Genomic DNA, 24,176 nt, shown 5'->3' with positions numbered 1-24,176 from the left:
CCGCCCCGGTCTTGAACTCTCTTATTTAACCTGTGCGTCGATGATGACAATGGCCTGGGCCATGGGAAAATCGTCGGTAATGGTCAGGTGAATGGCCGCCTCATGGCCGTCGGGGGTGATTTGGGCCAGTCTTTCAGCCGCTCCGCCAGTCAGCGCCATGGTCGGCTTGCCACCGGGAAGGTTAACTACCCCCATATCCCGCCAGAAAACACCGCGCGACAGCCCCGTCCCCAGCGCCTTGGCGCAGGCTTCTTTCGCCGCGAATCGCTTGGCGTAGGAGGCGGCGCGCAACCGGCGTTTGTCGGACTTCGCCCGCTCAATCTCCGTAAAGCAGCGATGGGTGAACCGCTGCCCATGTTTTTCAAGTGTTTTTTCCACCCGGCGGATATCGATGATGTCATTGCCGATGCCGATGATCATGAGGCCAAACGCACAGCTGCGTCCCTCATATTCTCAAAGCCGCCTCGCCAAATGACTCGGCCTTGCTTGTGTAATTCCTTGAGACGACGAAAGTAAAAAAAGTCAGAATTTGATTGAGTGAAGGCTGTTTGTGCGTCTACGTATCCAAGGACATTGCCAATAACATACGGTGCCCGCTGGTACTGATTTGTGACAAAGTCCAGAATTGCCTCATCAAAAAAATCAACCTCTGCCGAAATCAACCCGTCGTTTGTAAACACACGCAACGCCTTATTTTCTTTTTTCATTTTCCCCCACACAGCTGAAGCATTGCGCAATTCATCCTCAGAAATTGAGCAACGAAAAGATGATGCCTGTAAAAGATAACGGGGCAATGCCCATCCAACACTCAGCGCCTTACGCGCATTTTCTTTGGGGAGAGCAGTGGCTAGATCAACAGATTGAAGCAAATCGAAACCTTCTTGAGCAAGCGTTACGAAATTTAGATAACCGCAATAATCTCTAGCGCAAACTTTACTATACCAGATTATTTTTCGCGCCATACTATTCGAAGCTATTTCTGACATCCACGAATGCCGTTTCTTATATTCATCACGCAATTCAGAATCACCATCACCAACATCATAATAGTTTGCGCAAAGCCAATTCAGTCTTTCATCTAATGATACGGCAAGTGGGCCAGCGTGGTAGTCGCCCCAACAATTTATAATTTTTTCTTCAGTTCCGGCGCTCGTCAGCGCCTCTCTCAACCCAGCCGCTGCCGAATGGCTGAAAACAATATGAACGCTTTCCATAAACTTCAGTAGTGCCCGCCGGTGCGTGCATCCTGCATCAGCTGTTTCATTTCCTTGACTGCGTCGGCGAGCCCCATGAACACCGCCTCGCCTACCAGAAAGTGTCCGATGTTGAGTTCGACAATCTGCGGCAGCGCAGCAACAGGCTGTACGTTGTGAAACGTCAAACCGTGACCGGCGTGGACTTCCAGACCAATCCTGTCAGCAAGCTCTGCTGAAGCTTTTATCTTTTCAAACTCTGCGGCAATGCGCTTTGGTTCCGTCGCGGCGGCGGCTTCGTAATAGGCGCCCGTATGAATTTCGATGACCGACGCCCCCGCCGACTTCGCCGCTTCGATATGTTCAGCTTCAGGATCGACAAATAACGACACGCGTATCCCTGCATCGTTCAGCTCACGCACAAATGGCGCAATAAAATTATGCTGCCCGGCGACGTTAAGACCGCCCTCGGTCGTGCGCTCGTTGCGGTTTTCCGGCACGATGCAGCAGGCATGCGGCCCGACATCGATGCATAACTGAAGCATTTCCGCCGTCGCCGCCATTTCGAAATTAAGGGGCAGGTCGAGCTCTTCTTTCAGCCGGCGCATGTCGTCATCGCGGATATGGCGCCGGTCCTCGCGCAAATGGGCGGTGATGCCGTCGGCGCCCGCCGAAGCGACCAGATGCGCCGCCCGCACCGGGTCAGGATGGGCGCCGCCGCGTGCATTCCTGATGGTCGCCACGTGATCGATATTCACGCCGAGACGAATGGGTTTCTTTTCACTCACTGGCTGACCCCGCGGCTGCCGGGCTTGACGGCCGGCACATCTTTCAGATGCGCTGGCAAATCATCGGGTTCCCACGCCTCCACTTTCATTTCGAGCAGCGGCAGGATCGGCGCGCCTACATCAACAGCCCCTGCGGAACGGTCAACAAGACAGCCAAGCGCCAAAACTTCTCCGCCCGCTTTCCTGACCGCTGAGATCGCTTCGCGCGCGGACAGTCCTGTGGAAACGATGTCCTCCACCACGACGATGCGGGCGCCTTTTTCAATGCCGAACCCCCGGCGCAACTGAAATTCACCGTCAACACGCTCAAGAAACATGAATGGCGTATTCAGGTGACGCGCTGTTTCATATCCATAAATGATCGCGCCCATGGCCGGTGAAATCACATAATCGATGTCAGAAATTTCAGCGCTTATCTTTTCAGCGAGCACTTTACACAACCGCTCCGCCCGATCCGGATACATGGAGACAATCGATTTGTTCAGGTATGTGTCGCTGTGCAAACCTGACGAGAGAATAAAGTGACCCTTTTGCAGGGCGCCCGCCTCTTCAAATTCCTTCAGCGCATCAAAGCTCATCGTGATCTCCAGCTCCTGTCCGGTCCGCGTGAATAACATTCGGCGAGGCGCGCACGCCAGCCAGCATCTGCGCAAACTGGCGTGAGTCTTTCACTTCGACATCGAGAATGAAATCGACGAATTCTTTCGAGCGATTAACGATGCGAATGTTAGCGATGGAAACGCCGTATCGCGCAATAACGCCCGCGATTTCACTTAACACGCCAAGTCCATTGCGCACGGTCGCGATCAGCCTGGCAAATGCAGTGGCGGCGTCGTCATGCTCGCGCCATTTAAGATCGAGCCAGCGGTCCTGTGGCGGGTCTTCCTCGGCCAGCGTCTCACAATAAATCGTGTGCACCTTAACGCCGCCATCGCCCTGGCGAATGCCGACAATGCGTTCGCCCGGCAGCGGCGTGCAACAGCGCGCCATTTTCACCGACACGCCTGGCGTCAAACCGGCGATGGCCGCGCGGGGCTTAAATTCTCGCAAAGACGCGACACGAATTTCGCCGCTGCTTTCAAGCGACGCGCCCGGGTAAACCGCCTCGACCAATTCATTCACCGCAAGGTCGCCCCGGCCGATGCTGACGAGCACGTCGTCAACGGATTTCTTGCCGAGACGCTTTAGCCCTTCGCGCACGCCTTTAATCGAAAACTCAAGATGCGCGCCGGTGAAAACACTCTCTGCAATGGAACGCCCGAGCGCCAGATGCTCATCATACTGCATTTTCTTGATGCGGCGGCGTATGGCGCTGCGCGCCTTGCCGGTATAGGCGACGCTTTCCCATTCCGCCGGCACCGGCGCATTATCAGAGCGCAGAATTTCCACCACGTCACCGGTATTCAACGGCGTACGCAAGGGACGTTGTACCCCGTTGATCTTGGCGCCAATACATTGATCGCCCACGTCTGTGTGCACCGCATAGGCGAAGTCGAGCGGCGTCGCCCCTTTTGGCAGCGCAATCACGCGGCTTTTGGGTGTGAAACAGAAAACCTGATCCTGAAAGAGTTCCAGCTTGGCGTATTGCAGCGCCTCGTCAGGGTCTTCGCCAGTCTGAAACATTTCCACCAGCCGGCGCGGCGTATCATACGGATCATATTGTCCGCGCGCGACAATCTCGACACTCGTACCGGACTTATCTCCCGGGTCTTTGTATTGCCAGTGCGCTGCGACGCCCCGTTCCGCCGTGTCGTGCATTTCAAATGTCCGAATTTGAATCTCGATGCGCTGGCGGCGGCCGTCGCTGCTCGGCGGACCAATCACGGCTGTATGGATGGATCGGTAATTGTTGGGCTTAGGCGCTGAAATATAATCGTCGAACTCGGTCGGGATCATCCGCCAGTTCGTATGAATAACACCAAGCGCCGCGTAACAGTCATCTATTCCGTCAACCAGCACCCGAAAGGCGTAGATATCCGCAAGCTCATCGAATGAGACGTTCTTTTGCGTCATCTTGCGCCAGATGGAATACGGCCGCTTTTCCCTGCTGGTGATTTGCGCCTTGATGCCATGCTTGTTCAATTGCTCGCGCAACACATTGGCGAGTTCGACGACGCCGCCAATCGAATGGGTCTGCAAGTCCGCCAGCCGTTCGCTGATGGTCGCGTGTACATCCTGACTTAATTCCCTGAAGGAAATATCCTCGAGCTCCTCACGGATTTTGTGAACGCCGATGCGGCCCGCCAGCGGCGCATAAATCTCCATAGTCTCATGGGCGATGCGCTGGCGTTTTTCCGGTTTTGGAATGTGGTGGAGCGTGCGCATGTTGTGCAGCCGATCCGCGAGCTTGACGAGCAGGACCCGTACGTCATCCGCCATGGCGACGACAAGCTTTCTGAAATTTTCCGCCTGTTTGCTGGCTTCGCTTTTCAATTCAATCTGCGAAAGCTTGGTGACGCCATCGACGAGCCTTGCGACCTCATCGCCGAATAACTTCTTGATGTCGTCAACGGTGGCGTCGGTGTCTTCGACCACATCATGCAACAGCGCAGTGGCGACCGTCGCGGGGTCAGCGCGAAGTTCCGTCAAAATAGCGGCAACCGCCAGGGGGTGAGAAAAATAGGGATCGCCCGATGCACGCATCTGACCGCCATGAGCTTTCATAGCATAGACATAAGCGCGGTTTAAAAGATCTTCGTCAGCATCCGGATCATAAGCTTTGACCCTGTCGACCAGTTCGACCTGACGAATAAATCCGATCGGTTGGCTCGGCCGCGCGGCGTTTTCTTCATGCTGAATGGGAGCGCTTATACTGTCTCCCGCCGCTTTTTTTTCCGCCATACCCTTTCGGCCATCCAAGATGTAAGAAGGCCGAACGGCGTCATTAGCGGCAGCCAAGCACCGCCGGCCTGGAATTAGCCTTTCGGCAATGTCTGCGGCGTGGTCATGCCCGCCGCCTGTATCGCCTTGAGATAGTCTTCCTCGGTCAGCGTATCGAACTCCGGCGCGTCGGCTTTTTCCGGCGCTGCTTCGGATTCTTCGCTTTCATCGAGTTCAACCTGTTTCTGCAGCGAAACCACGAGATCTTCCTCAACCTCATCCGGCTTCAACTCGTCATCAGCGATCTCACGCAATGCCACGACGGGGTTCTTATCGTTGTCCCGGTCAACGAGAAGCGGCGCGCCGGAGGAAAGAACGCGCGCGCGGTGAGCCGCCAATAAAACGAGATCGAACCGGTTCGATACTTTATCAACGCAGTCTTCAACGGTGACGCGGGCCATTCACTTCTCCAAGTCGCATAGAATCTTGCGCTGGGGCCGCATAAAGCCGCAGCGAGCCCTCTCATCTATCGCCGCGAGGGTCCGGATACAAGCGCTGCAGCGCAAAAAACCGCTATTTTTCGCCAATTCGCCGGATTTCGGACGGATCGAGGTCCGCTAGCAGCGATTTCGCCATTCTGCCGGTGCCTGGATGGCGCCAGTCCGGCGCGATTTCACACAGAGGAACCAGAACGAACGCCCGTTCAGCAATCCGGCGATGCGGCAAGGTCAAGGCATCCTCTTCCCGGCAAATCTCATTATAGGCCAGAAGATCGAGATCAAGGGTGCGCGGCGCATTGCGTACTGAGCGCCGCCGCCCGAAGCCAGCTTCGACGGCATGCAAAGCGGCTAGCAACGCCTCTGGCGCCAGTGCGGTCTCAACCGAAGCGACCGCGTTCACGAATGGCGGATCGGAGTGATCAGGCCACGCCGGACTCTTATAAAATGAAGAGCGCGCTCTTACATATCCAATGCTTTCCAGCGCACGAAACGCCAGTGCGATGATGTCTTGCGAATCACGCTGGCAAAAAGGCAAATTGGAACCTGCGGCGATTAATATCATTTATATCTCAGATGGTTATCGCGCAGAATGCGGAAATATTGCCAAGTTACATTGATTAGAGGCGACTATGAACAAGTTTTTAGGCCTGCGCGAGCAGGAGAAAACGGCTTTTTTTATCGACGGGGCCAATCTTTACAAAGCAGCGCGCAATCTTGGTTTCGACATTGACTACAAAAGCTTGCTGAAAAAAGCGCAGGACGGATGTCAGCTCATCCGCGCGTCTTACTACACCGCTATACAGGAAGACCGCGACCAGGATTACTCGCCCTTGCGTCCTCTCGTCGACTGGCTGGACTATAATGGCTACACCATGGTCACCAAGACCACACGGGAATTCACCGACAGTCAGGGCCGCAAGCGGTTCAAGGGCTCGACGGATGTGGAACTTGTCGTCGACATGATGCTCATGGCCGAACGGCTTGATCATCTCGTTCTTTTCTCCGGCAATGGCGACTTCCGCCGCGTTATCGAAGCCATCCAGTCAAAAGGTGTGCGGGTTACGGTGGTTTCCACAGTGAAATCCTCTCCGCCCATGGCGTCGGATGAGCTTCGGCGTCAGGCGGATACCTTTACCGATCTTGCCGATCTTGAAAGCATGATCGGCCGCACCGGCGGCCCGCCGCGTAAAACCAAACCTGCAGACGACTACGACGATGAATTCGAGGATGAATACGAAGACGATTTCGAAGACGTCGATTAAGGCGTCACTGTTTTGGTGCAACTGACAGCAGCCGACCCGCCGCTCAATTGCCAATTGTGCAAGCGGCTGGTTGATTACCGTGTCGATAACCAGGCAGCCTATCCGAACTATTTCAACGCGCCTGCACCGTCTTTTGGCGATGCAAATGCACGCTTGTTGATCGTGGGACTGGCGCCCGGCGTACATGGCGCGAACCGTACAGGTCGTCCGTTCACGGGCGACTACGCTGGCGACCTTCTTTATTCGACCATGGCGAAGTTCGGGTTCTCCAACGACAAATTCAACGCCGACCCGAATGACGGACTGAAATTGAAAAGCGCCATGGTCACCAACGCCGTCCGTTGCGTGCCGCCGCAGAACAAGCCGACCGGGCCAGAGATTCGCACCTGCCGGCCGTTTCTGGTGAGCCAGATTGACGCCCTCAAGAAATTAAAAGCGATCTTGTGTCTCGGCCGTATCGCCCATGATTCGACCCTTGTCGCACTGGGCGTGAAGGCCAAAGAAGCGCCATTCGGCCACGGCGCTGCGCACCGAATCAAGGATCGGGGATTAACCTTGTTCGACAGTTATCACTGCTCACGCTACAATACGAATACGCGCAGATTGACGACGGAAATGTTTGAGGATGTTTTCGCCGCCGCCCGCGCTGAAATCGACAAAGGCTGACGCCGGAACCCACCCCGCCAGATCAGTCCCGAAAACGCCCAACGGACGGACAGACAATGAGCAACCGAAATTGGGGCCTGCCGAGCAAGGATGAGCAGCTTGCGATCCGTGACGCCAAGCATAACAAGCCTATGCTGACGTTGTTTGTCACGGCTGTGTTCGGCGTCATCGGTGCTGCGGTCGCAGCCGTCAGTTTCGCCGAAGCGCGGAGCGGGTTAACCGGTCTTTTTCATGGCGGCAGTCTCATCGGCGCCGTGATCGCTGCGGGCTTCGGCTGCTGGATGTATGTCTGGCTGGCGCGCCCGCGCTTTGCAGCGCAACTTTCCGGCAAGGGCGACGCCTTTTCAAAGCTCGTGCGATTTTACGCCAAGGCCGCGCTTGCGCTCGGCGCTGTTTTGTTGCTGGCTTCCGTTTCCGGGATCATGGCGCCAAATATATTCAGTGTACTGTTTTTGTGTTTTGCAGGCGGCGCCGGCGCTGCGGCGGCGTTCCAGACGGTGCTGGCTTTTGTTCCCTATTACGAGGATGACAGTGCTGACGCGGGAGAACGTTAGCCCTGCTCTCTCATCAGGCGCTGTTTCTGCCGGTTCCAGTCGCGGTCCTTCGATGTTTCGCGTTTATCGTGCAGTTTCTTGCCCTGCCCCAGGCCCAGCTCCAGTTTCGCCCGGCCGCGTTCGTTGAAATAAAGTTTCAGCGGCGTCAGGGTGTAGCCTTTGCGCTCCACCGCTTGCGACAACCGCGCGATCTCGCGCTTGTTCAATAGCAGTTTGCGCTTGCGTTTCGGCTCGTGATTTTCACGATTGCCGGCAGAGTATTCAGGAATGTTCGCATTGATGAGCCAGATCTCGCCGTCTTCCGGGGAAGCATAACTTTCCGCGATGTTCGCCTTTCCTTCACGCAAGGCTTTCACCTCAGTGCCGGTTAAAACAAGCCCTGCCTCGACCACATCTTCGATAAAGTATTCGTGCCGCGCACGGCGGTTCACCGCAACGGTAGCGCGGCCGCTTTTCGGTTTCTCCGCCATTAATCGATCAGGCCAAGCTCACGGAGCGCAGCCTGCACCTTTGCTTTTGCAGCATCGCTTGGCGGCACCAGCGGCAGGCGCACGTCCTCCGTACACAGCCCCATGAGCGAGAGTGCATATTTCGCCGGCCCGGGGCTGGTGTCTGAGAACATCGCCTCATGCAGCGGCGCCAACCTGTCCTGAAGCGCACGCGCAGTAACAAAGTCATCATTGAGTGTCGCGTTTTGCATTTGAGCGCACAGTTCAGGCGCAACATTAGACGAAACGGAAATGCATCCGGTTCCGCCCATGGCGTTGTATCCCACCGCCGTCATGTCCTCGCCTGAGATCAATTGGAAGTCCTTGCCGCAAAGGCGGCGTTGCAGCGCCACGCGGCCGAGATCGGCCACTGCGTCCTTGATGCCGACAATGCGCGGAAGTTTCGAAAGCGCCGCAACGGTTTCGACAGTAATGTTGACGCCCGTTCGGGCTGGCACGTTATAGACCACGATGGGTACATCCGTGGCGTCATGCAGCGCCGTATAATGAGCGATCAGTCCCGCCTGGCTCGGCCGGTTGTAATAGCCGGTAACCGACAGGATCGCATCGACGCCGGCTTTTTGCAGACGTTGCGCCATGGAAATCGAGTATGACGTCTCATTCGATCCGGCGCCGCCGATGACTGGCGCGCGGCCCTTGGCCGTTTCGACACACAGCCTGACCACATGCTCGTGTTCTTCGTCGCTAAGCGTTGCCGACTCGCCTGTAGTGCCCACGGGCACCAGGCCGTGAGTTCCGCTCGCGATCTGACGTTCGACCAAAGCGCAAAAGGCGTCCTCATCCACCGCGCCATTACGAAATGGGGTGATGAGGGCCGTGATTGACCCTGTAAATTGTTTCATTGGCTCAGTTTTCTCAAATTTAACGTCTCGATAGCCGTCAACACGTCATTCAGCAAGACGGCGCCTGTTTTGAAGCACGGGAGAATGGGCTATTGTATGACGAACCGGTGAGTTTATTCGGGAGTTTTGAGGGTATGGAGCGTTCAGAAGCCTGGCGCTTAAGGTTGGGGGCCTTTCCAAAAATGCGGCTAGTTTCATCTTTTAAGACCCTGAAATTCGGGGGCTTGGCGGCCGTTGCGCTGATCGCGACGGCTGGCGCCGCTAGCGCTTCTGCGGCAATGACACCCCGGATCAAGCCGCCCGCCCCCGCTCCTGTCTATATCAGTATTAACGATAAGGAGCGCCTGTTGGCGGTCGCTGACGCGCTCAAAAAGAAACAGTTTTCCACAGCACAATCCCTGACCGGGACCGTCAACGATCCGATCGCCAAAAGTCTTGGCCAGTGGATGTATCTGATGGCGCAGGACCCGAAAATCGATTTCAACGATGCGGATGCGTTTCTGGACGCGAATATCGACTGGCCGATGCAGTATCGCATCAGTTCTTTCATTGAGGATAAAATTCCGGACAGCGCGCCCGCGGATGAAGTGCTCGCGTTCTTCGACACCCGCGAACCGGTCACCGGCGAGGGCAAAATTCAGCTCGCCCGCGCATTGTTTTCTGTAGGCGACAAGTTTGGCGGCGAACGCTATGTGCGCGACGCGTGGATCAACCACAATTTCAAACTGTCGGAAGAACAGCGGATTTTATCCGTGTACGGCGGCTACCTGACGCCGGAAGAACACGCAGCGCGTGTCGATCGGCTGTTATGGGCGCGACAGGTCACGAACGCCCGGCGCGTCATATCCAAACTCTCGGGCGATGACCGCCGCATGGCGGAAGCCCGCGTCGCCCTGATCTTGAGCGCGGCTAACGCGACGAAACTCTACAACAGATTATCCGCTCAGGAACAGCTCGATTCCGGCGTGTTGCTTGCCGCCGTCCGTTACTACCGGCGGCGCGGCGATGAATCGAAAGCAATTTCGCTTGCCACCCAGGCGCCGGAAGATCCTGACCTTTTGCGTAATGGCGAACGCTGGTGGTTTGAACGCCAGCTTTTGATGCGATGGGCGTTGCGCAACGGCCGCTTTGCTGACGCTTATTCTCTCGCCGCCGAACACCGAATGACCAGCGGCGGCGACTACGCTGAAGCGGAATTTTACGCAGGCTGGATTGCGCTGCGTTTTCTTAATTCACCGGCCCGCGCCGAGACCCATTTCCTGGCGCTCGCTTCGGAAGTCGATTCGCCCATTTCCGTTTCTCGATCGAAATACTGGCTCGGGCGAGCGGCGGCGGCGCGCGGCGAGACAGAGCAGGCAAACGCTTATTATAAAGTCGCCTCGAAGCACTATTATTCTTATTACGGACAGTTAGCCGCTGAAGAGCTTGGGCTTATCGATGCAGCAAAATTTGCACCGCCGCAGCAATCGTCAGCCGCAGACCGCGCGCTGTTCGCCTCAAGACCGACTGTCTCAGCATTGAAAATGCTTACCGACCTCGATCTCGATTACGAATTCATGGTCTTTGCTTATCATGTTGACGATCAGCTTGAGCGTCCGGGTGAATATCTGGAACTTGCCAAACTGACTGATGGCGAGGGTGCGCCGCACCTCACTGTCCGCGCCGGAAAGGTTGGCATTCAGCGTGGCGCGTTCGCGCCTGAAGTTGCTTACCCGCTGGTATTTGTTCCTGATGAAGCCAAACGGTTTGTTTCACCGGAAATCATTCTTGGCCTTTCCCGTCAGGAAAGCGAATTCAACCCACGCGCCTACTCACGCGCAGGCGCGCGCGGCATTATGCAGCTTATTCCGTCCACGGCGCAAATTACCGCGCGCAAGGAAGGCCTGCCCTATATCCGGTCGGCGCTGCTGGACGATCCGGTTTACAACATGACCATCGGTTCTGCGCATCTGTCGCATCTTCTTGAGCGTTTCGACGGCTCGCTCATCATGACGCTCGCAGGTTATAACGCCGGCGCCGCACGCGTTGACCGCTGGATCACTGAATATGGCGACCCGCGCTCAAGTACGGTTGACCCGCTCGACTGGGTTGAACTCATTCCATTTTCGGAAACGCGCAACTATGTACAGCGGGTCCTTGAAAATGTTCAGGTCTATCGCGGCCGGATCAACGACAAACCAATTCCGGGCCGGCTTTACAGCGACATCGAACGAGGCGGACCGCGCGATCGCGTAGCTTCTTTAAAACCGCCTTCGATCGTTCTTGCCAACGCCGCAGCCTCTTACGCGGCGCCGACACTTCCCGCGTTACCCAAGCGCACCGAAGAGCGTGCGCGCCGTTATGCGCAACAGCTTAGGGCGGAACCCGCAGCGCCGCTGACGGCGCCAAAACAGGCGACTGGCGCATCACCGATTGCGTTTGAGCAAACAGCCGCGGCTGAACAAACGCGACCGAATAAAGTTGAGCGGTCTGCATCGAAAATCGAACAACCTGTTTCATCCACGCTTGAAACGGACGCAGCCGCGCTCGCAGAACAAGCGCCGGAAAAAACCAGCATAACGGTGACAAAAACCGCGATGTTGCAAATGCCCGTACCGCAACTGCAACCGCGGACGGATGACGCTCAGGAACCGGCGGCGGCTCCCTCCATCAAGCCTGTAAGTCCAGCACAGCAAAACGTGGCGACTGATGCAGAAACCGAGCCCTCCCCCAGCGCGCCAGCATCGTCGACGATTATCATCGCTGACGGCATTGATCAGGAACGGATTGCAAAAATTCTCGCCCGCATGCCGACACCCGGCCAGCAATCCTCAGCCGCAGAACCGCAAACGGTAACCTCAAGGATTGAGACCTGTTTGACGGATATTGATGGCGATGCATCTGACGACGAGGAAGAAGATCTGACGGCAAGCCTCAATGCAGAAATGCTGGCGAGCATGCGTGGCGCAGACGAGCCGGAGGTAAACGCTGACTGCTGACCGGCGTTTTTTACACAAAATGTGCGCTTGAATTACCTCGTTCATGGGGCCTTTTCTTATTCGCCCGCGCGCCTTGCAAACCCGCGCGCCTTCAGGCATTACCGGCGGCGGAGACGTGGCCGAGTGGTCGAAGGCGCTCCCCTGCTAAGGGAGTATGCGGTTTGTCCCGCATCGAGGGTTCGAATCCCTTCGTCTCCGCCATGAGCCCGGACTGTTTGTAGAGCAAACGCAGCCGGGCGAAATCCTGATGTTCAAACAACCAATTGCTTGACCGACGCACGCCAAAAAGCGGCAAAGTATTTGCCCCCTTTGCATTTGCTGATATGAGACCCGTCTCTTTCTCACGGCGCATCGTCGAGAAGGGCCTGTAGCTCAATTGGTTAGAGCTGGCGGCTCATAACCGCTAGGTTGGGGGTTCGAGTCCCTCCGGGCCCACCATTTTAATTTTCAAGCGACCATATACACGCGCACGACTTATCTTCAGAATTACGCCGCTACTTGTCGGCACTCCACAACCCGTTGTGATCAGCTCCATCTCTCAGACAACCTCCCGCCTTGATTTCGCCGCAGCAAACATGTCTGATCGCGCCTGCGCAAAATGGAGGTTATAACCATGCGTCATCTATTTATTCCTGCCGCCGCCGCGATGGTGATCGCCGGGTGCGCAGCGCCGCAAGCAATCGCCGCCGAAGACGGCGCGATGCAAAGAACCATTACGGTCAACGGACAGGGCCGCGCCGCCGCCGCGCCGGACATGGCCGTCATCTCGATCGGCGTTCAGAGTGAAGCGAAAACCGCGGCCGAAGCGTTGCGCAAAAACTCCACTGACATGTCAGCGACAATCACTAAGCTGAAGGAACTGGGCGTCGCCGACCGTGACATCCAGACATCAGGCCTGTCCATTAACCCGCGCTATAACTACGACAAGAACAGATCGCAGCCCGAAGTGATCGGTTTCACAGCATCGAACAGCGTAACGGTGAAGTTGCGTGACCTTGATAACGCAGGCGCAGTGATCGATCAGGCCGTACAATCAGGAGCCAATTCCCTGGGCGGCGTTTCGTTCAGCTTTTCCAACCCCAAGCCTCTACAAGAAGATGCGCGCCGTGATGCGGTTGCTGATGCGAAAGCAAAAGCCGAACTTCTCACCGACGCGGCAGGCGTGCGTCTAGGTGCGTTAATCACCATTCAGGACGGTTATGTATCGTCGCCGCAACCCCGCCCTTACGCCGCGCGCATGGAGATGGCGGCGGACAGCGCTGTTCCGATGGAGGCTGGCGAGTCTGAAGTCAACGCCACGGTAACGCTCGTCTACGAAATCCAGTAAAAAGACTACGTTGCGTCAGCTTCCCGTTGAAGCTGACGCATCCGGCCTATTCTCCGGCAAACAGGTCGCCAAAGAAGTCGCCTTCATTCCAGGACGGACGTTCCGGCGTATTCGCGATCGCCCGCGCAATAACGTAATTTATGTCAGCGAACCGGGCGAGATCATCGTATCGGATAGGTTGCGAAGGATCATCGCTCGGGCTGTGGTAATGATTTCTGTAAAAATCCCAGAACTGTTCTTCACCGCCATTGCTGAACCCGGTCCATAGAAAAATCGAAGGCACGCCTTTTTCAACAAAACGGTAGTGATCGGATCGCACGAAAACATTCAAATGAGGAATCGGATCCGGCGCGAGCGAGACGCCGGTTTGTTCAAGCGCGTCATTCATGATCGGCCCGAGTGACGACCTTTCAGCCCCGAAAGCGATGATATCGGTAAACTCATGAAGCATTACCGGCATGTCGAGATTGACGTTCGCCGCCATCACCCCGCCGTTGATTGTTGGAAAGTGCGCAAAGTAATCAGCGCCTAACAAACCTTTTTCTTCCCCTGTCACCGCTGCAATAATAACGCTGCGCTTGGGCGGCGCATCAGCAATCAGCCGTCGCGCTGCTTCCAGCATGATGGCGATGCCAGTCGCATTATCAACGGCGCCGTTATTGATGCCGTCTTTTCCTTCGGCGATAAGTGATTCATTGATCCCGACATGATCGAGATGCGCGGTCAGGATAACGTATTCATCCTTCAGATCCGGGTCTGAACCCGGAATGAGCCCAACCACATTGGGACTGGAGGTGTTTTCGATTTCAAGCGCCCCCGCCATGGAGACGCGGACGGCGAGGTTGAACGAATCCGGCGCCTTTCCTTCCGCGTCCGCCGCCGCACGAACAGCCTCATAAGACTGCGGAGCGCCCGTAAACATCAGCGGCGCCTTTTCCGGATGAAGCGTTGCGTTGCCTTTGATATTCGGGCCACTCGTATCAGCACGGCCATCGGGCCAAACCCAAGTCATCGACGTGTAAGAAGGATTGGCGACATAGCGGTCCCAAGGCGAACTTTCCTCTCCACCCGCGGTAAACATTGAGATGGCGCCAATGGCGCCGCGATCCGAAGCTTCCTTGAATTTCACGCTGGACGAGTTGAAGTGTGCGCGGCTTTCATTATCGAAAATGTCCGGCGCGCCAGAAAAATATACCACGACCTTTCCGTCTACATCGACGTCCGCGTAATCGTCGTGTCCGAATGCCGGTGCATGCACGCCGAAGCCGACGAACACTGTTTCGGCGTTTTCAATTTCAAAGCTTTCAGCGTTAAGGGATGGAAATACGCGAAAATCATCGAGATGCGTTAGAGTGTGCACTGTCCCGTCAGGCGCCGTGATAGAAATCGACGCCTTTTCAAGTACGGGCGTTGCAGAAAGAAAAGGCACGTTTTGAAACCATTCGCCATTGACGCCTGGCTCAGCGCCGATCGCCTCTAAACGCGCGGCGACATATTTAGCCGCATCAAGATATCCCTGTGTTCCGGTTTCCCTGCCCCGTCGCGCATCGTCAGCGAGCCAGAAAACATCCATGCGCATGCGTTCCGAGACGTCTGTCTCCGCATCAATGCCGGAAACTGTCGCCGCGATATCTGCATCAAGTGGCGACGTTTCCGATTGGTCCGGCGAAGTAGCGCAGGCAGCGAAAGCCGCACTGGCAAAAACAACAATAGCCAAAGCTGAAAAGCGCATGGAATCTCCTTATTTGGTGGCGGGATTAGGCCGAGAGCGATAGGCGCCGTCAACCGCCTGAGGCGCTCATCCTCCGGTTGCGACAATCGTAGTGATGTGAAAATACAACGCTTTTTCGCCAAATTGCCATATTTGGAACCTTATTGGACACGATGTATTATAACCCTATTGGGGAGTTATTGGTTATGACGCGATTGCTTGGGACTGCGGCGCTTGGCGTTGCGATGTTCATGTCCACTGGGTTCATGTCCACCGGGGCCGGCGCGCTTGTATTGAATGATGCGCCTCCCGCGAACTATGTTCATGAGAATGGCATTGGTCCGGACCCGGACAATGACACCAATCCGGCGACCATAACCGGCGTCATCTCCCGTGTCGGCGACGCCGCGCAAGCGTCAAACGACGAGCCTTATCGCGTGATCACATTTGAGGCGCCGCCGGGAAAACATGGCGACGTGATCCGTGAAGCTTATGCAGAAGATTATGGCGTACATTTCGGACGTGGCGTAACGCGGCAAATCTGCGAAGGTCAACGGCGTTTTTATTATGACTCCATGTGCACCTATGAAGCCGCACCCAGCGGCCAGTACGCCGCCGCCTACGTTAATCATTTAAACGCGCCGCTGGTCATCACATTCGACGAACCCGTTTGTGTTGTAACCATGGCGATTTATCCGACTGGCGGCCGTGAAGGAGAGCGTTTCAGAGTCAGGATCAAGGGGTGGGATGAAAACGGCATGGAATTGCCACAGGCGCGTGCCGGTTTTGAATGGACAAAATACACCGTGCGCTGGCGCCATATGGCGGGCGCTTATTATCTCGGCGGCCGCGCAAAACGGATTGAAGTTTCCATGCGGAGCCGCGGCTGGCGCAACCGCCGCGAAACACTGCGCTACCTGATCGATGACCTCGCTTTCGTACAGGACGGCTGCGAGGAGATTCTAGCGGATTTTGTGGAAGACGACACGCAGACGGGCATTGATATCGTCGATGCCGATGAGGCCTTAGTCGACGAAGAATTGGATGATGAAATCTGGGACAGCGATGACGCTGAGCTGGATGACGACATTCAGACCGCCAGATAGACAATCGATACTACGGATCATACGAAAACGCCGCCCTGTCGGGGCGGCGTTTTTTAGTTCACATCAAGCCTGAAGCTTAACCCGCCTGATCATCCACTGCCGCGTCTGGCGCATTATTCATGACAGATTCAATGCCGCCCTCGCAGCCGGAAGCCGAATCATACATTTGCGACTGGCCGATGACCTGATGATTCGCCGCTTTCAGGACGAAATAAGGCTTACCGCTCGAGGATTCCTTGACTTCAAATCTCGATTTGTCGGCGGCGTTCTTCCTCACGGACGCGATGCCGTTCTCCGCGCCTGATTTGTCCTTATAGCCCTCGCTGGCGAGGATATTTTCGCCATTGCCTGCTTTTAATCTGAAGCGAAATTCGCCCGCCTTGTCCTTGTAAAGCTCGAATTTACCTGCCATCCGTTCGTCTCCTTCTGCGAAAATCCCATGCCGCCCCTCTCTCATAGTCGCGATTCCGGCGCGGATTGCAAATAGAGCGACGCAGCGTAAATGTTCCAGAATCGTTCTCTTTTTTGTAAGCTTGTATTATGGCGTCTCAATCCGAAAAAAAATTGTCTATTTCCGAACGCGCCCTGGCTTCGCTTCATGAGGGGTCAGCCGCCCAGAACAGGCCGGCGGGCACAGAAAACGCCGCTTATCTCGATGGGTTGAACAACGAACAGCGCGAAGCCGTTCTGGCGACCGAAGGACCTGTTCTGATGCTGGCTGGCGCCGGCACAGGAAAAACGCGGGCGCTGACAACCCGCCTCGCCCACCTGCTCCACACCGGCCGCGCGCAGCCATGGCAGATTCTCGCCGTAACGTTCACCAATAAAGCCGCGCGAGAAATGAAAGAGCGTATCGAAAAACTTGTCGGTGAAAGCGTTGAGGGGATGAAATGGCTCGGCACGTTTCATTCTATAGGCGCGCAAATCCTGCGCCGTCATGCGGAGCTCGCCGGACTGAAATCAAGTTTTACGATCCTCGATGCAGACGATCAGGTGCGCCTTGCCAAACAAGTTATCGAAGCCGCCAATCTGGATCCGAAACGCTGGACAGGACGCGGCCTCGCCTATGTGATTGACGCCTGGAAAAATCGCGGCCTGACGCCGGACAAGGTCCCGGCGAACGAAGCCTACAATTTCGCCGAAGGCAAAGCGATCGATCTTTATCGCGCCTATCAGGCGCGGCTGACAACATTGAACGCCGCCGACTTTGGCGACTTGTTGGTTCATAACCTGACGATCTTTCAGGCTAACCCTGATGTGCTTGAAGAGTATCAGCGGCGCTTTCGATACATGCTGGTGGACGAGTATCAGGACACGAACGTCGCGCAATATTTGTGGCTGCGGCTCCTCGCACAGAAACACAAAAACATCTGTTGTGTCGGCGATGACGACCAATCGATCTACGGCTGGCGCGGCGCGGAAGTTGAAAACATTCTTCGCTTCGAAAAAGACTTTCCAGGTGCAAAAGTCATCCGCCTTGAGCGTAATTACCGTTCCACGCCGTCAATCCTTGGCGCCGCGTCTGGTCTTATCTCTTCCAATACCGCGCGCCTCGGCAAAACCCTGTGGACGGATCTCGAGGAAGGCGAAAAAGTCAAAGTCCGGGGCGTATGGGATGGTGAAGAAGAAGCACGTCTCATCGGCGACGATATCGAGGCGGAACAGGCGAAGGGACGTTCGCTTTCAGACATGGCTGTGCTCGTACGCGCGTCATTTCAGATGCGCGCCTTTGAAGAACGCTTCAATACGCTGGGTCTTGCTTACAAAGTTGTCGGCGGCCCGCGCTTTTATGAGCGCGAAGAAACTCGCGACGCCCTCTCCTATCTTCGCTTGATCCGTTCGGCGGATGACGATCTCGCCTTTGACCGCATCGTCAACAAACCGAAACGCGGGCTGGGTGACAAGGCGCTACAGGTCTTGCACAAAATCGCCCGCGCACAAAGGCGCGCAGATGATGATTCGACCGCTTTCGAGGTCGGGGCGCAAGGCATTTCCTTGATGGCGGCGTCGCGCATCGCCCTTGAGAGTGATGATCTTCATGCTGCGGCGCGCCGGTCGCTAGTCAATTTTGTCGATACGATCGATCGCTGGTCTCGCGATGCGAAAGACATGGCGCCAGCCGACCTCGCCGAACTGGTGCTGGAAGAGTCCGGCTACATCGATATGTGGAAGAATTCTAAATCGCCGCAAGCGCCCGGCAAGCTCGATAACCTTAAAGAATTGATCCAGGCGGTATCTGAGTTCGACACGCTCGAAGGCTATCTTGATCATGTGGCGCTTGTCTCTGAACTCAATGAAGACACCGGCGGCGGGCAGGTCTGGCTGATGACTTTGCACGCCGCAAAAGGGTTAGAATTCCCCGTGGTGTTCCTGCCAGGCTGGGAAGAAGAAATCTTCCCGTCCAAACGCGCGCTCGATGAAAACGGCAACGCCGCCCTCGAGGAAGAACGCCGCCTCGCTTATGTAGGCGTAACACGCGCTGAAGAAAGCTGCCGCATTTCATTCGCCGCCAACCGCCAAATTTACGGGCGATGGCAAGCGGCGATGCCATCCCGGTTTATTGACGAATTGCCCGAAGAACATGTGGATGTGGTTTCCGAGCCTGGCCTTTACGGCAACGCCGCCGGAGACTTCGCCAGCCATTCAAGTTTTGAAGGCGTGAAACTTCGAGATGATGCGTACTACGACAATCCCGGCTGGCGGCGCGCACGCGCAGCGAAATCACGAAGCGCCGGCGAACCGCCAATGATCGAAGGCCGCGGCGCAACCGTTTCCGTCAGCGCAGGCGCATCAAAGTTCAAAAAAGGACAGAGAGTCTTTCATCAAAAATTCGGCTACGGAGAAATTTTCGCCGTCGAAGGGCAAAAGCTGACCGTCAATTTTGAACATTCCGGTTTGAAAAAAGTAATCGATACTTTTGTTGACGCAGCGTAGCCTGGCTGAACTGGAGGCCGCGATGACTTTCATCAAAACCATTGCACCTGATGAGGCTGAAGGCCGTCTGAAAACGCTATACGACCGCATTACAGGACCTGATGGCCGTATCGATAACATCATGACGGCGCATAGCCTTCGCCCGCCCTCCCTAGAAGGACACATGTCGCTGTACAAAAACGTGTTGCATCATAGCGCCAACACAACACCGAAATGGCTTCTTGAAACCATTGGTGTTTACGTGAGTATTATGAACAACTGCGCTTATTGCGTTGAACATCACTTCGAAGGCTTGCGCCACTTGTTAAAAGACGATGCGCGCGCAGAGCAAATCCGGTCTGCATTGAACGCAGGCGCCGCTGGCGACATAATGGAGCAGGACGTTCTGGCGCCGAAAGAGAGTGCGGCATTGCGATACGCGGCCATGATCACAAAAACGCCGGAACTAATCAGGGCCAATGATATCGAACTTCTACGCACCGCCGGGTGGAACGACGGCGAAATTCTTGAGATCAATCAGGTCGCCGCCTATTTCGCCTACGCCAATCGCACCGTGTTGGGTCTTGGCGTTACTACGGAAGGCGATAGGCTCGGCCTTTCGCCAAACAACAGCGATGATGAAAACGACTGGGGACACCAATAAGGCATGCCTTCCTATAAACTCAGCTGGACCGGAGAACGCACCCCACTTGAAAAAGCCGGTGACGCTTTAACCGAACTCCTCTGGCCGCCCGCCGGCGCAGTCAGCCTTTCCAAAGAAGACGCAACGGTTGAGGACGGCGCAAGCGCCTGGCGACTGGATGCGTATTTTGAAGATGCGCCTGACACAGAGGCTGTAAGTAAACTCGTCTCCGAATACGGATTGCGCAACGGCGAAACAGAGGAGCTTCCCGACGTGGATTGGGTTGCACATTCTCTTGAAGGTCTTGGCGTCGTCCGCTGCGGCAGGTTCGTTCTTTATGGCGTTCATGACGAGGATAAACTCCCCAACGAAGACGGCGACATATCGATACGAATAGACGCCAATCAGGCATTTGGCACAGGTCATCATCCGACCACGGCGGGGTGCCTTACCCTGCTCGACCGGTTTGGGGGCTGGGCGCCCAAATCAATTCTCGACCTCGGTTGCGGTTCAGCCGTTCTCGCCATCGCGGCGGCGAAACTCTGGGAGCGAACGCTCATCGCAAGCGATATTGACGAAACATCCGTTTCCATCGCCAGGGAAAACGCCGCGCTGAACGGCGTTGGCGATAAAATCATGTCCCTGACAGCCGCCGGTTTCGATCATCCAGAGATAAAATCATCTGCGCCGTTTGATTTTGTCTTCGCCAACATTCTGGCCGGCCCCTTAGCCGAGCTGGCGCCAGACATGGCGGCTCATGTCGCAAAGAATGGTCGCGTTATGATTGCCGGGTTGATGTCGGAACAGGAAGACGTGGTTCGCAGCGCCTATGAGCGTGAAGGGTTCCGGCAAATCAACCGGTTGGAGCAGCCAACCTGGCCAGTCCTCTTATTCGTAAAAACCTGAACCGCCGCCCCCTTGTGACCGCAGGCCAGACGGGCGATATATCGCACGAAATTTACTCATAAAGGCGTTTTCATGTTTCAAACTTTTGAACCGGTTTCCGACCGCTCCTTCGCTGGCAAACACCTCCCCCTGTTGCGCGCGGAGATGAAAAAACTGAACCTCGACGGTTTCATTATTCCGCATGATGATGAATATCAGAATGAGTACATTCCGGCCTATGCCGAACGGCTGATGTGGGCGACTGGCTTTTCAGGTTCCGCCGGTGCCGCCGTGATCATGACAGATAAAGCCGCCATTTTCACCGATGGCCGCTATACGCTGCAAGTCAGGCAACAGACTGACAGCAACTTCTTTGAGTATATCGATGTCACCACAACCTCTATTGATGTATGGCTCACAGACAACGCAGGGAAGAACCTTCGCATAGGCTATGATCCTATGCTGCATACGACGGCAGGGGTTAACCGCTTACGCGCGGCTTCTGAAAAAGCGAGCTTCGAACTTGTTGCTGTTAATGAAAACCCAATCGACATTGCCTGGAAGGATCAGCCGCCGGCGCCGCTGACACCGGTAAAGGCGCACAGCATGGAGTTTGCCGGAAAAGAGTCTGATCAAAAAAGAAAAGAAATCGCTGACGCTATTGCAAAAGCCGGCGCCGATTCGGTTCTGATCACCGCTCCACCCTCTATTGCATGGTTGTTCAACATACGCGGCAGCGACGTATCGCGCTCGCCCTTGCCCTTGGGCCGGGCGATTGTGAACAAGGATGGCAAGGCCACGCTCTTTTTGGCGCCTGAGAAAGTCGGCAATGAATTGCCTGGCGTTCTCGGTGACGATGTCGACATCCGCGCCGAAAAAGATGTGACGGCAGTGCTTGAAAAACTTGGCAAAGAGGGTGCTAAGGTAGCCATAGACCCCGCTCTTGCGCCTTACAAATATGTCGATGATCTGAAATCAGCCGGCGCATCCATCGTCCCACTGACAGACCCTTGCGCTCTGCCGCGCGCCGCAAAAAACAAGATAGAAATTGAAGGGACACGTACAGCGCATATCCGTGATGGCGCCGCAGTAACGCAGTTCCTGCATTGGCTTGATACCGAAGCCCAATCCGGCAACGTCGACGAAATCACGGCGGCGAAAAAACTGGAAGAAATTCGCTCACAATCGGACATGCTGCGCGATTTGAGTTTTGATTCAATCTCCGGAGCCGGACCAAACGGCGCTATCTGTCATTATCGTGTCTCAACCGAGTCCAACATCAAGCTGGATCGTGGCACGCTCTACTTGATTGACTCTGGCGGACAGTATCCTGACGGCACGACAGACATCACACGCACCGTGCCCATTGGCCAACCAACTGAGGAAATGCGCGAGCGCTTCACCCTCGTGCTCAAGGGGCACATCGCCCTCGCCACCACAAAGTTTCCCAAAGGCACGACAGGTCATCAGCTTGATGTGATCGCGCGCAAACCGCTTTGGGACGTTGGTCTGGATTATGATCACGGCACTGGGCATGGGGTCGGTTCATTTCTCGGCGTACATGAAGGCCCGCAACGCATTGCGCCAGCGCCGAACACGCAGGCCCTGTTGCCCGGCATGATTTTGTCGAATGAACCGGGCTATTATAAATCAAACGAATACGGCATCCGTATCGAAAACCTGATTGTCGTTTCTGAACTGAAGCCTGTTGAGGGCGGTGATCGCGAGATGATGGAGTTTGAAACCATTACGCTGTCGCCAATAAACCTCGTTCTTGTCAAGCCGGACATGCTCACCCAGCACGAGCGCGATTGGCTGAACGAATATCATGACCGTGTACGCACTACATTGGCGCCGCTACTGCCGGCCGAGATGAAAGACTGGTTCGAAATGGTGACGCGTGCGATTTAACTCTTAACACCCAAAGCACCGACTATCGGCGTCTTAATCGTCACAGTCTCACCGGCTTTAACGAACACGTCAGTAACTTCTTGGAAATACCGCTCCGCGTTGTTCGTGCTCTTTGCGTATGCTCGCGCAAATGAAAATGTCGATACAATTCCTGCCGCCGCCTCAGACGGAAGCGTGTGGCTAAAATTTTGCGCAAATGGAATGACCTTTTCAAATTCACGGCTATTCGTCAGGGCGCCCGTGTAATCATAACATTCAACAATGCGGCGATCGCGATACTCCTTCCATTTCTCAAACTCGGTGTTGTAAAATTCACCAACCTCGCCCTCGATCTCAAACCTGTCGAATGCAAATGGAAAAAACACACCGTCTGGCTTCAACCATGACGCCACCTTGCGGCAGATCAGCGGCTGATTCATCCAGTGAAACGCCGTCGCTGAAACAACAGCATCTATGCTTTTCGCTTCGAAAGTTACGTCTTCCGCAGATGCAATTCTTATTTCCGCGTTTTCAGAAATCTGCGCCTCAGCGGCCTGTCGCGCGTCCGGCTCGACCGCCACGACATAGTCAAACAGCCTGACAAGTTTTCTGGTCGCTTGACAGGAACCGGCGCCAAGATCAACAGCGAGCTTTTTGCCCGAGCGCACATGCGATATGAGTAAGTCGAAGACATCCTGCGGATAATCCGGCCGATACGTTGCATATCGTCCTGCATCCTCGCCAAAATTTTTCGACGGATCGCTCAAAGCCCGCCCAAGCCTACTAACGTACCGCCATCAATAATTATTGATTGGCCCGTCATCCATTGCGCCGCTGGAGACGCAAGAAAAACAGCCGCACCGGCGACATCATCCGGCTCGCCGAACCTGCGCATGGGCAACTTTTCCGTCATCATTTTTTCGACTTTCGGATCTTTCCAGAGCGCCTCCGCGAAGTAGGTTTTGACAACACCCGGGCAGATGCAGTTCACCCGAATGTTGTCCGGTCCGTATTCAACCGCCAGGTTTCGTGCGAGCTGTAAATCAGCCGCTTTGGAAATATTATAAGCGCCGATCGCTGGAGAGCCCACAAACCCGCCGATCGAAGATATAATGATGATGGCGCCGTCTTTTTTCTTTTGCATGTCCGGCAACACCATATGTGAAAGCCAGTGCGAGGCCTTCACATTGCAAGACAGAATCTTGTCGAACTGTTCATCGCTCATGCCTGACGACGGACCGAAATACGGGTTCACCGCCGCGTTGGAGACAAGAATATCAGCCGGCCCCCATTTGGCTTTTGTTTCATCCACAAGGTGCTGCAGCTCCTCCTTGTGAGAAATATTGCAGCCGATCACATGGGCGGCCTCGCGCCCTTCAGTTTCATTGATCGTATCTGCAACCTGCTTGCACGCGCCAGGTTTACGGCTTGATACGACGACATTGGCGCCGTGTTGCGCGAGCCGGCGCGCAATAGCCTCGCCGATGCCACGCGACGCGCCGGTCACGATGGCTGTTTTGCCGTCTAAATTGAATAAAGTGTTTGTTACGCCGACCATGCACAATCTCCTTGTAACGCGGTTCACAAGG

Annotated in this window: 23 protein-coding genes and 2 tRNA genes; 12 read left to right on the top strand and 13 right to left on the bottom strand. The window is 55.5% G+C overall.

What is annotated here, in order from left to right; all coding sequences use genetic code 11:
- Positions 1 to 21: 21 nt before the first annotated feature.
- The 7 genes from acpS to folK all read right to left on the bottom strand — a co-directional run bounded on the left by acpS (position 22) and on the right by folK (position 5,863).
- Positions 22 to 420 carry a holo-ACP synthase gene (gene acpS / locus PUV54_RS11250; RefSeq protein WP_274492334.1) on the bottom strand — a complete coding sequence of 133 codons (399 nt, stop codon included), beginning with the start codon at positions 418 to 420 and terminating at the stop codon, positions 22 to 24.
- Complete coding sequence (locus PUV54_RS11245) at positions 417 to 1,214, bottom strand: DUF3658 domain-containing protein (RefSeq protein WP_274492333.1); 798 nt, start codon at positions 1,212 to 1,214, stop codon at positions 417 to 419. The genes acpS and PUV54_RS11245 overlap by 4 nt, the downstream gene beginning before the upstream one ends.
- A gap of 5 nt (positions 1,215 to 1,219) precedes the next feature.
- Entirely contained in the window at positions 1,220 to 1,981 is a 762-nt protein-coding gene (locus tag PUV54_RS11240; protein WP_274492332.1) for a pyridoxine 5'-phosphate synthase, read from the bottom strand.
- The gene (pyrE, locus tag PUV54_RS11235) at positions 1,978 to 2,559 is read right to left on the bottom strand and encodes an orotate phosphoribosyltransferase (RefSeq protein ID WP_274492331.1); all 582 of its coding nucleotides are present in this window, start codon (positions 2,557 to 2,559) and stop codon (positions 1,978 to 1,980) included. Before pyrE ends, PUV54_RS11240 begins: the two co-directional genes overlap by 4 nt.
- A complete protein-coding gene (locus tag PUV54_RS11230; RefSeq protein ID WP_274492330.1) occupies positions 2,549 to 4,822 on the bottom strand; it encodes a RelA/SpoT family protein in 2,274 nt (757 codons plus the stop codon). Before PUV54_RS11230 ends, pyrE begins: the two co-directional genes overlap by 11 nt.
- Before the next feature lie 74 nt (positions 4,823 to 4,896).
- The gene (gene rpoZ / locus PUV54_RS16690; protein ID WP_274492329.1) at positions 4,897 to 5,262 is read right to left on the bottom strand and encodes a DNA-directed RNA polymerase subunit omega; all 366 of its coding nucleotides are present in this window, start codon (positions 5,260 to 5,262) and stop codon (positions 4,897 to 4,899) included.
- Between the two features lie 112 nt (positions 5,263 to 5,374).
- On the bottom strand, positions 5,375 to 5,863 hold the full coding sequence (folK, locus tag PUV54_RS11220; RefSeq protein ID WP_274492328.1) for a 2-amino-4-hydroxy-6-hydroxymethyldihydropteridine diphosphokinase: 489 nt from the start codon (positions 5,861 to 5,863) through the stop codon (positions 5,375 to 5,377).
- A 67-nt stretch (positions 5,864 to 5,930) separates the two neighbouring features.
- On the opposite strand from folK, the gene PUV54_RS11215 reads away from it, so the two are divergent.
- From PUV54_RS11215 to PUV54_RS11205, 3 genes are read left to right on the top strand one after another with little or no spacing between them, the layout of a single operon-like run.
- The gene (locus PUV54_RS11215; RefSeq protein ID WP_274492327.1) at positions 5,931 to 6,563 is read left to right on the top strand and encodes a LabA-like NYN domain-containing protein; all 633 of its coding nucleotides are present in this window, start codon (positions 5,931 to 5,933) and stop codon (positions 6,561 to 6,563) included.
- 15 nt (positions 6,564 to 6,578) lie between these two features.
- Positions 6,579 to 7,229 (top strand): uracil-DNA glycosylase, encoded by a 651-nt coding sequence (locus PUV54_RS11210; protein ID WP_274492326.1) that lies wholly within the window; start codon positions 6,579 to 6,581, stop codon positions 7,227 to 7,229.
- Between the two features lie 56 nt (positions 7,230 to 7,285).
- Positions 7,286 to 7,783 (top strand): hypothetical protein, encoded by a 498-nt coding sequence (locus PUV54_RS11205; RefSeq protein ID WP_274492325.1) that lies wholly within the window; start codon positions 7,286 to 7,288, stop codon positions 7,781 to 7,783.
- Here PUV54_RS11205 and smpB read toward each other — a convergent pair.
- On the bottom strand, positions 7,780 to 8,253 hold the full coding sequence (smpB, locus tag PUV54_RS11200; protein ID WP_274492324.1) for an SsrA-binding protein SmpB: 474 nt from the start codon (positions 8,251 to 8,253) through the stop codon (positions 7,780 to 7,782). The genes PUV54_RS11205 and smpB overlap by 4 nt on opposite strands.
- The gene (gene dapA / locus PUV54_RS11195) at positions 8,253 to 9,134 is read right to left on the bottom strand and encodes a 4-hydroxy-tetrahydrodipicolinate synthase (RefSeq protein ID WP_274492323.1); all 882 of its coding nucleotides are present in this window, start codon (positions 9,132 to 9,134) and stop codon (positions 8,253 to 8,255) included. The genes smpB and dapA overlap by 1 nt, the downstream gene beginning before the upstream one ends.
- A 347-nt stretch (positions 9,135 to 9,481) precedes the next feature.
- Here dapA and PUV54_RS11190 point away from each other — a divergent pair, with 347 nt between their 5' ends.
- The 4 genes from PUV54_RS11190 to PUV54_RS11175 all read left to right on the top strand — a co-directional run bounded on the left by PUV54_RS11190 (position 9,482) and on the right by PUV54_RS11175 (position 13,439).
- Entirely contained in the window at positions 9,482 to 12,112 is a 2,631-nt protein-coding gene (locus PUV54_RS11190; RefSeq protein ID WP_274492322.1) for a lytic transglycosylase domain-containing protein, read from the top strand.
- 109 nt (positions 12,113 to 12,221) lie between these two features.
- Positions 12,222 to 12,313: transfer RNA gene (locus PUV54_RS11185), tRNA-Ser, on the top strand.
- A gap of 160 nt (positions 12,314 to 12,473) precedes the next feature.
- Positions 12,474 to 12,550: transfer RNA gene (locus tag PUV54_RS11180), tRNA-Ile, on the top strand.
- 175 nt (positions 12,551 to 12,725) lie between these two features.
- Positions 12,726 to 13,439, top strand: a complete 714-nt coding sequence (locus tag PUV54_RS11175; protein ID WP_274492321.1) for an SIMPL domain-containing protein — start codon at positions 12,726 to 12,728, stop codon at positions 13,437 to 13,439.
- Positions 13,440 to 13,485: 46 nt separating this feature from the next.
- Here the strand turns inward: PUV54_RS11175 and PUV54_RS11170 are convergent, their stop codons facing one another.
- The gene (locus tag PUV54_RS11170) at positions 13,486 to 15,171 is read right to left on the bottom strand and encodes a M20/M25/M40 family metallo-hydrolase (RefSeq protein WP_274492320.1); all 1,686 of its coding nucleotides are present in this window, start codon (positions 15,169 to 15,171) and stop codon (positions 13,486 to 13,488) included.
- 185 nt (positions 15,172 to 15,356) lie between these two features.
- Here PUV54_RS11170 and PUV54_RS11165 point away from each other — a divergent pair, with 185 nt between their 5' ends.
- Positions 15,357 to 16,256 (top strand): hypothetical protein, encoded by a 900-nt coding sequence (locus tag PUV54_RS11165; protein ID WP_274492319.1) that lies wholly within the window; start codon positions 15,357 to 15,359, stop codon positions 16,254 to 16,256.
- A gap of 76 nt (positions 16,257 to 16,332) precedes the next feature.
- On the opposite strand, the gene PUV54_RS11160 is transcribed toward PUV54_RS11165, so the two are convergent.
- Complete coding sequence (locus PUV54_RS11160; RefSeq protein WP_274492318.1) at positions 16,333 to 16,668, bottom strand: YegP family protein; 336 nt, start codon at positions 16,666 to 16,668, stop codon at positions 16,333 to 16,335.
- 128 nt (positions 16,669 to 16,796) lie between these two features.
- Between PUV54_RS11160 and PUV54_RS11155 the strand changes: the two genes are divergently transcribed.
- From PUV54_RS11155 to PUV54_RS11140, 4 genes are all read left to right on the top strand, one after another.
- Complete coding sequence (locus tag PUV54_RS11155; RefSeq protein ID WP_274492317.1) at positions 16,797 to 19,190, top strand: UvrD-helicase domain-containing protein; 2,394 nt, start codon at positions 16,797 to 16,799, stop codon at positions 19,188 to 19,190.
- 22 nt (positions 19,191 to 19,212) lie between these two features.
- Positions 19,213 to 19,833, top strand: a complete 621-nt coding sequence (locus PUV54_RS11150; protein ID WP_274492316.1) for a carboxymuconolactone decarboxylase family protein — start codon at positions 19,213 to 19,215, stop codon at positions 19,831 to 19,833.
- 3 nt (positions 19,834 to 19,836) lie between these two features.
- Positions 19,837 to 20,718 (top strand): 50S ribosomal protein L11 methyltransferase, encoded by an 882-nt coding sequence (locus PUV54_RS11145; protein WP_274492315.1) that lies wholly within the window; start codon positions 19,837 to 19,839, stop codon positions 20,716 to 20,718.
- Between the two features lie 72 nt (positions 20,719 to 20,790).
- Positions 20,791 to 22,608 carry an aminopeptidase P family protein gene (locus tag PUV54_RS11140; protein WP_274492314.1) on the top strand — a complete coding sequence of 606 codons (1,818 nt, stop codon included), beginning with the start codon at positions 20,791 to 20,793 and terminating at the stop codon, positions 22,606 to 22,608.
- Here PUV54_RS11140 and PUV54_RS11135 read toward each other — a convergent pair.
- On the bottom strand, positions 22,605 to 23,354 hold the full coding sequence (locus PUV54_RS11135) for a class I SAM-dependent methyltransferase (protein WP_274492313.1): 750 nt from the start codon (positions 23,352 to 23,354) through the stop codon (positions 22,605 to 22,607). The genes PUV54_RS11140 and PUV54_RS11135 overlap by 4 nt on opposite strands.
- Positions 23,351 to 24,145 carry an SDR family NAD(P)-dependent oxidoreductase gene (locus tag PUV54_RS11130; protein WP_274492312.1) on the bottom strand — a complete coding sequence of 265 codons (795 nt, stop codon included), beginning with the start codon at positions 24,143 to 24,145 and terminating at the stop codon, positions 23,351 to 23,353. Before PUV54_RS11130 ends, PUV54_RS11135 begins: the two co-directional genes overlap by 4 nt.
- Positions 24,146 to 24,176: the final 31 nt, after the last annotated feature.

This window comes from Hyphococcus flavus, assembly GCF_028748065.1.
Lineage (GTDB): Bacteria > Pseudomonadota > Alphaproteobacteria > Caulobacterales > Parvularculaceae > Hyphococcus > Hyphococcus flavus.
This window is presented reverse-complemented; position numbering and strand designations above follow the sequence as displayed.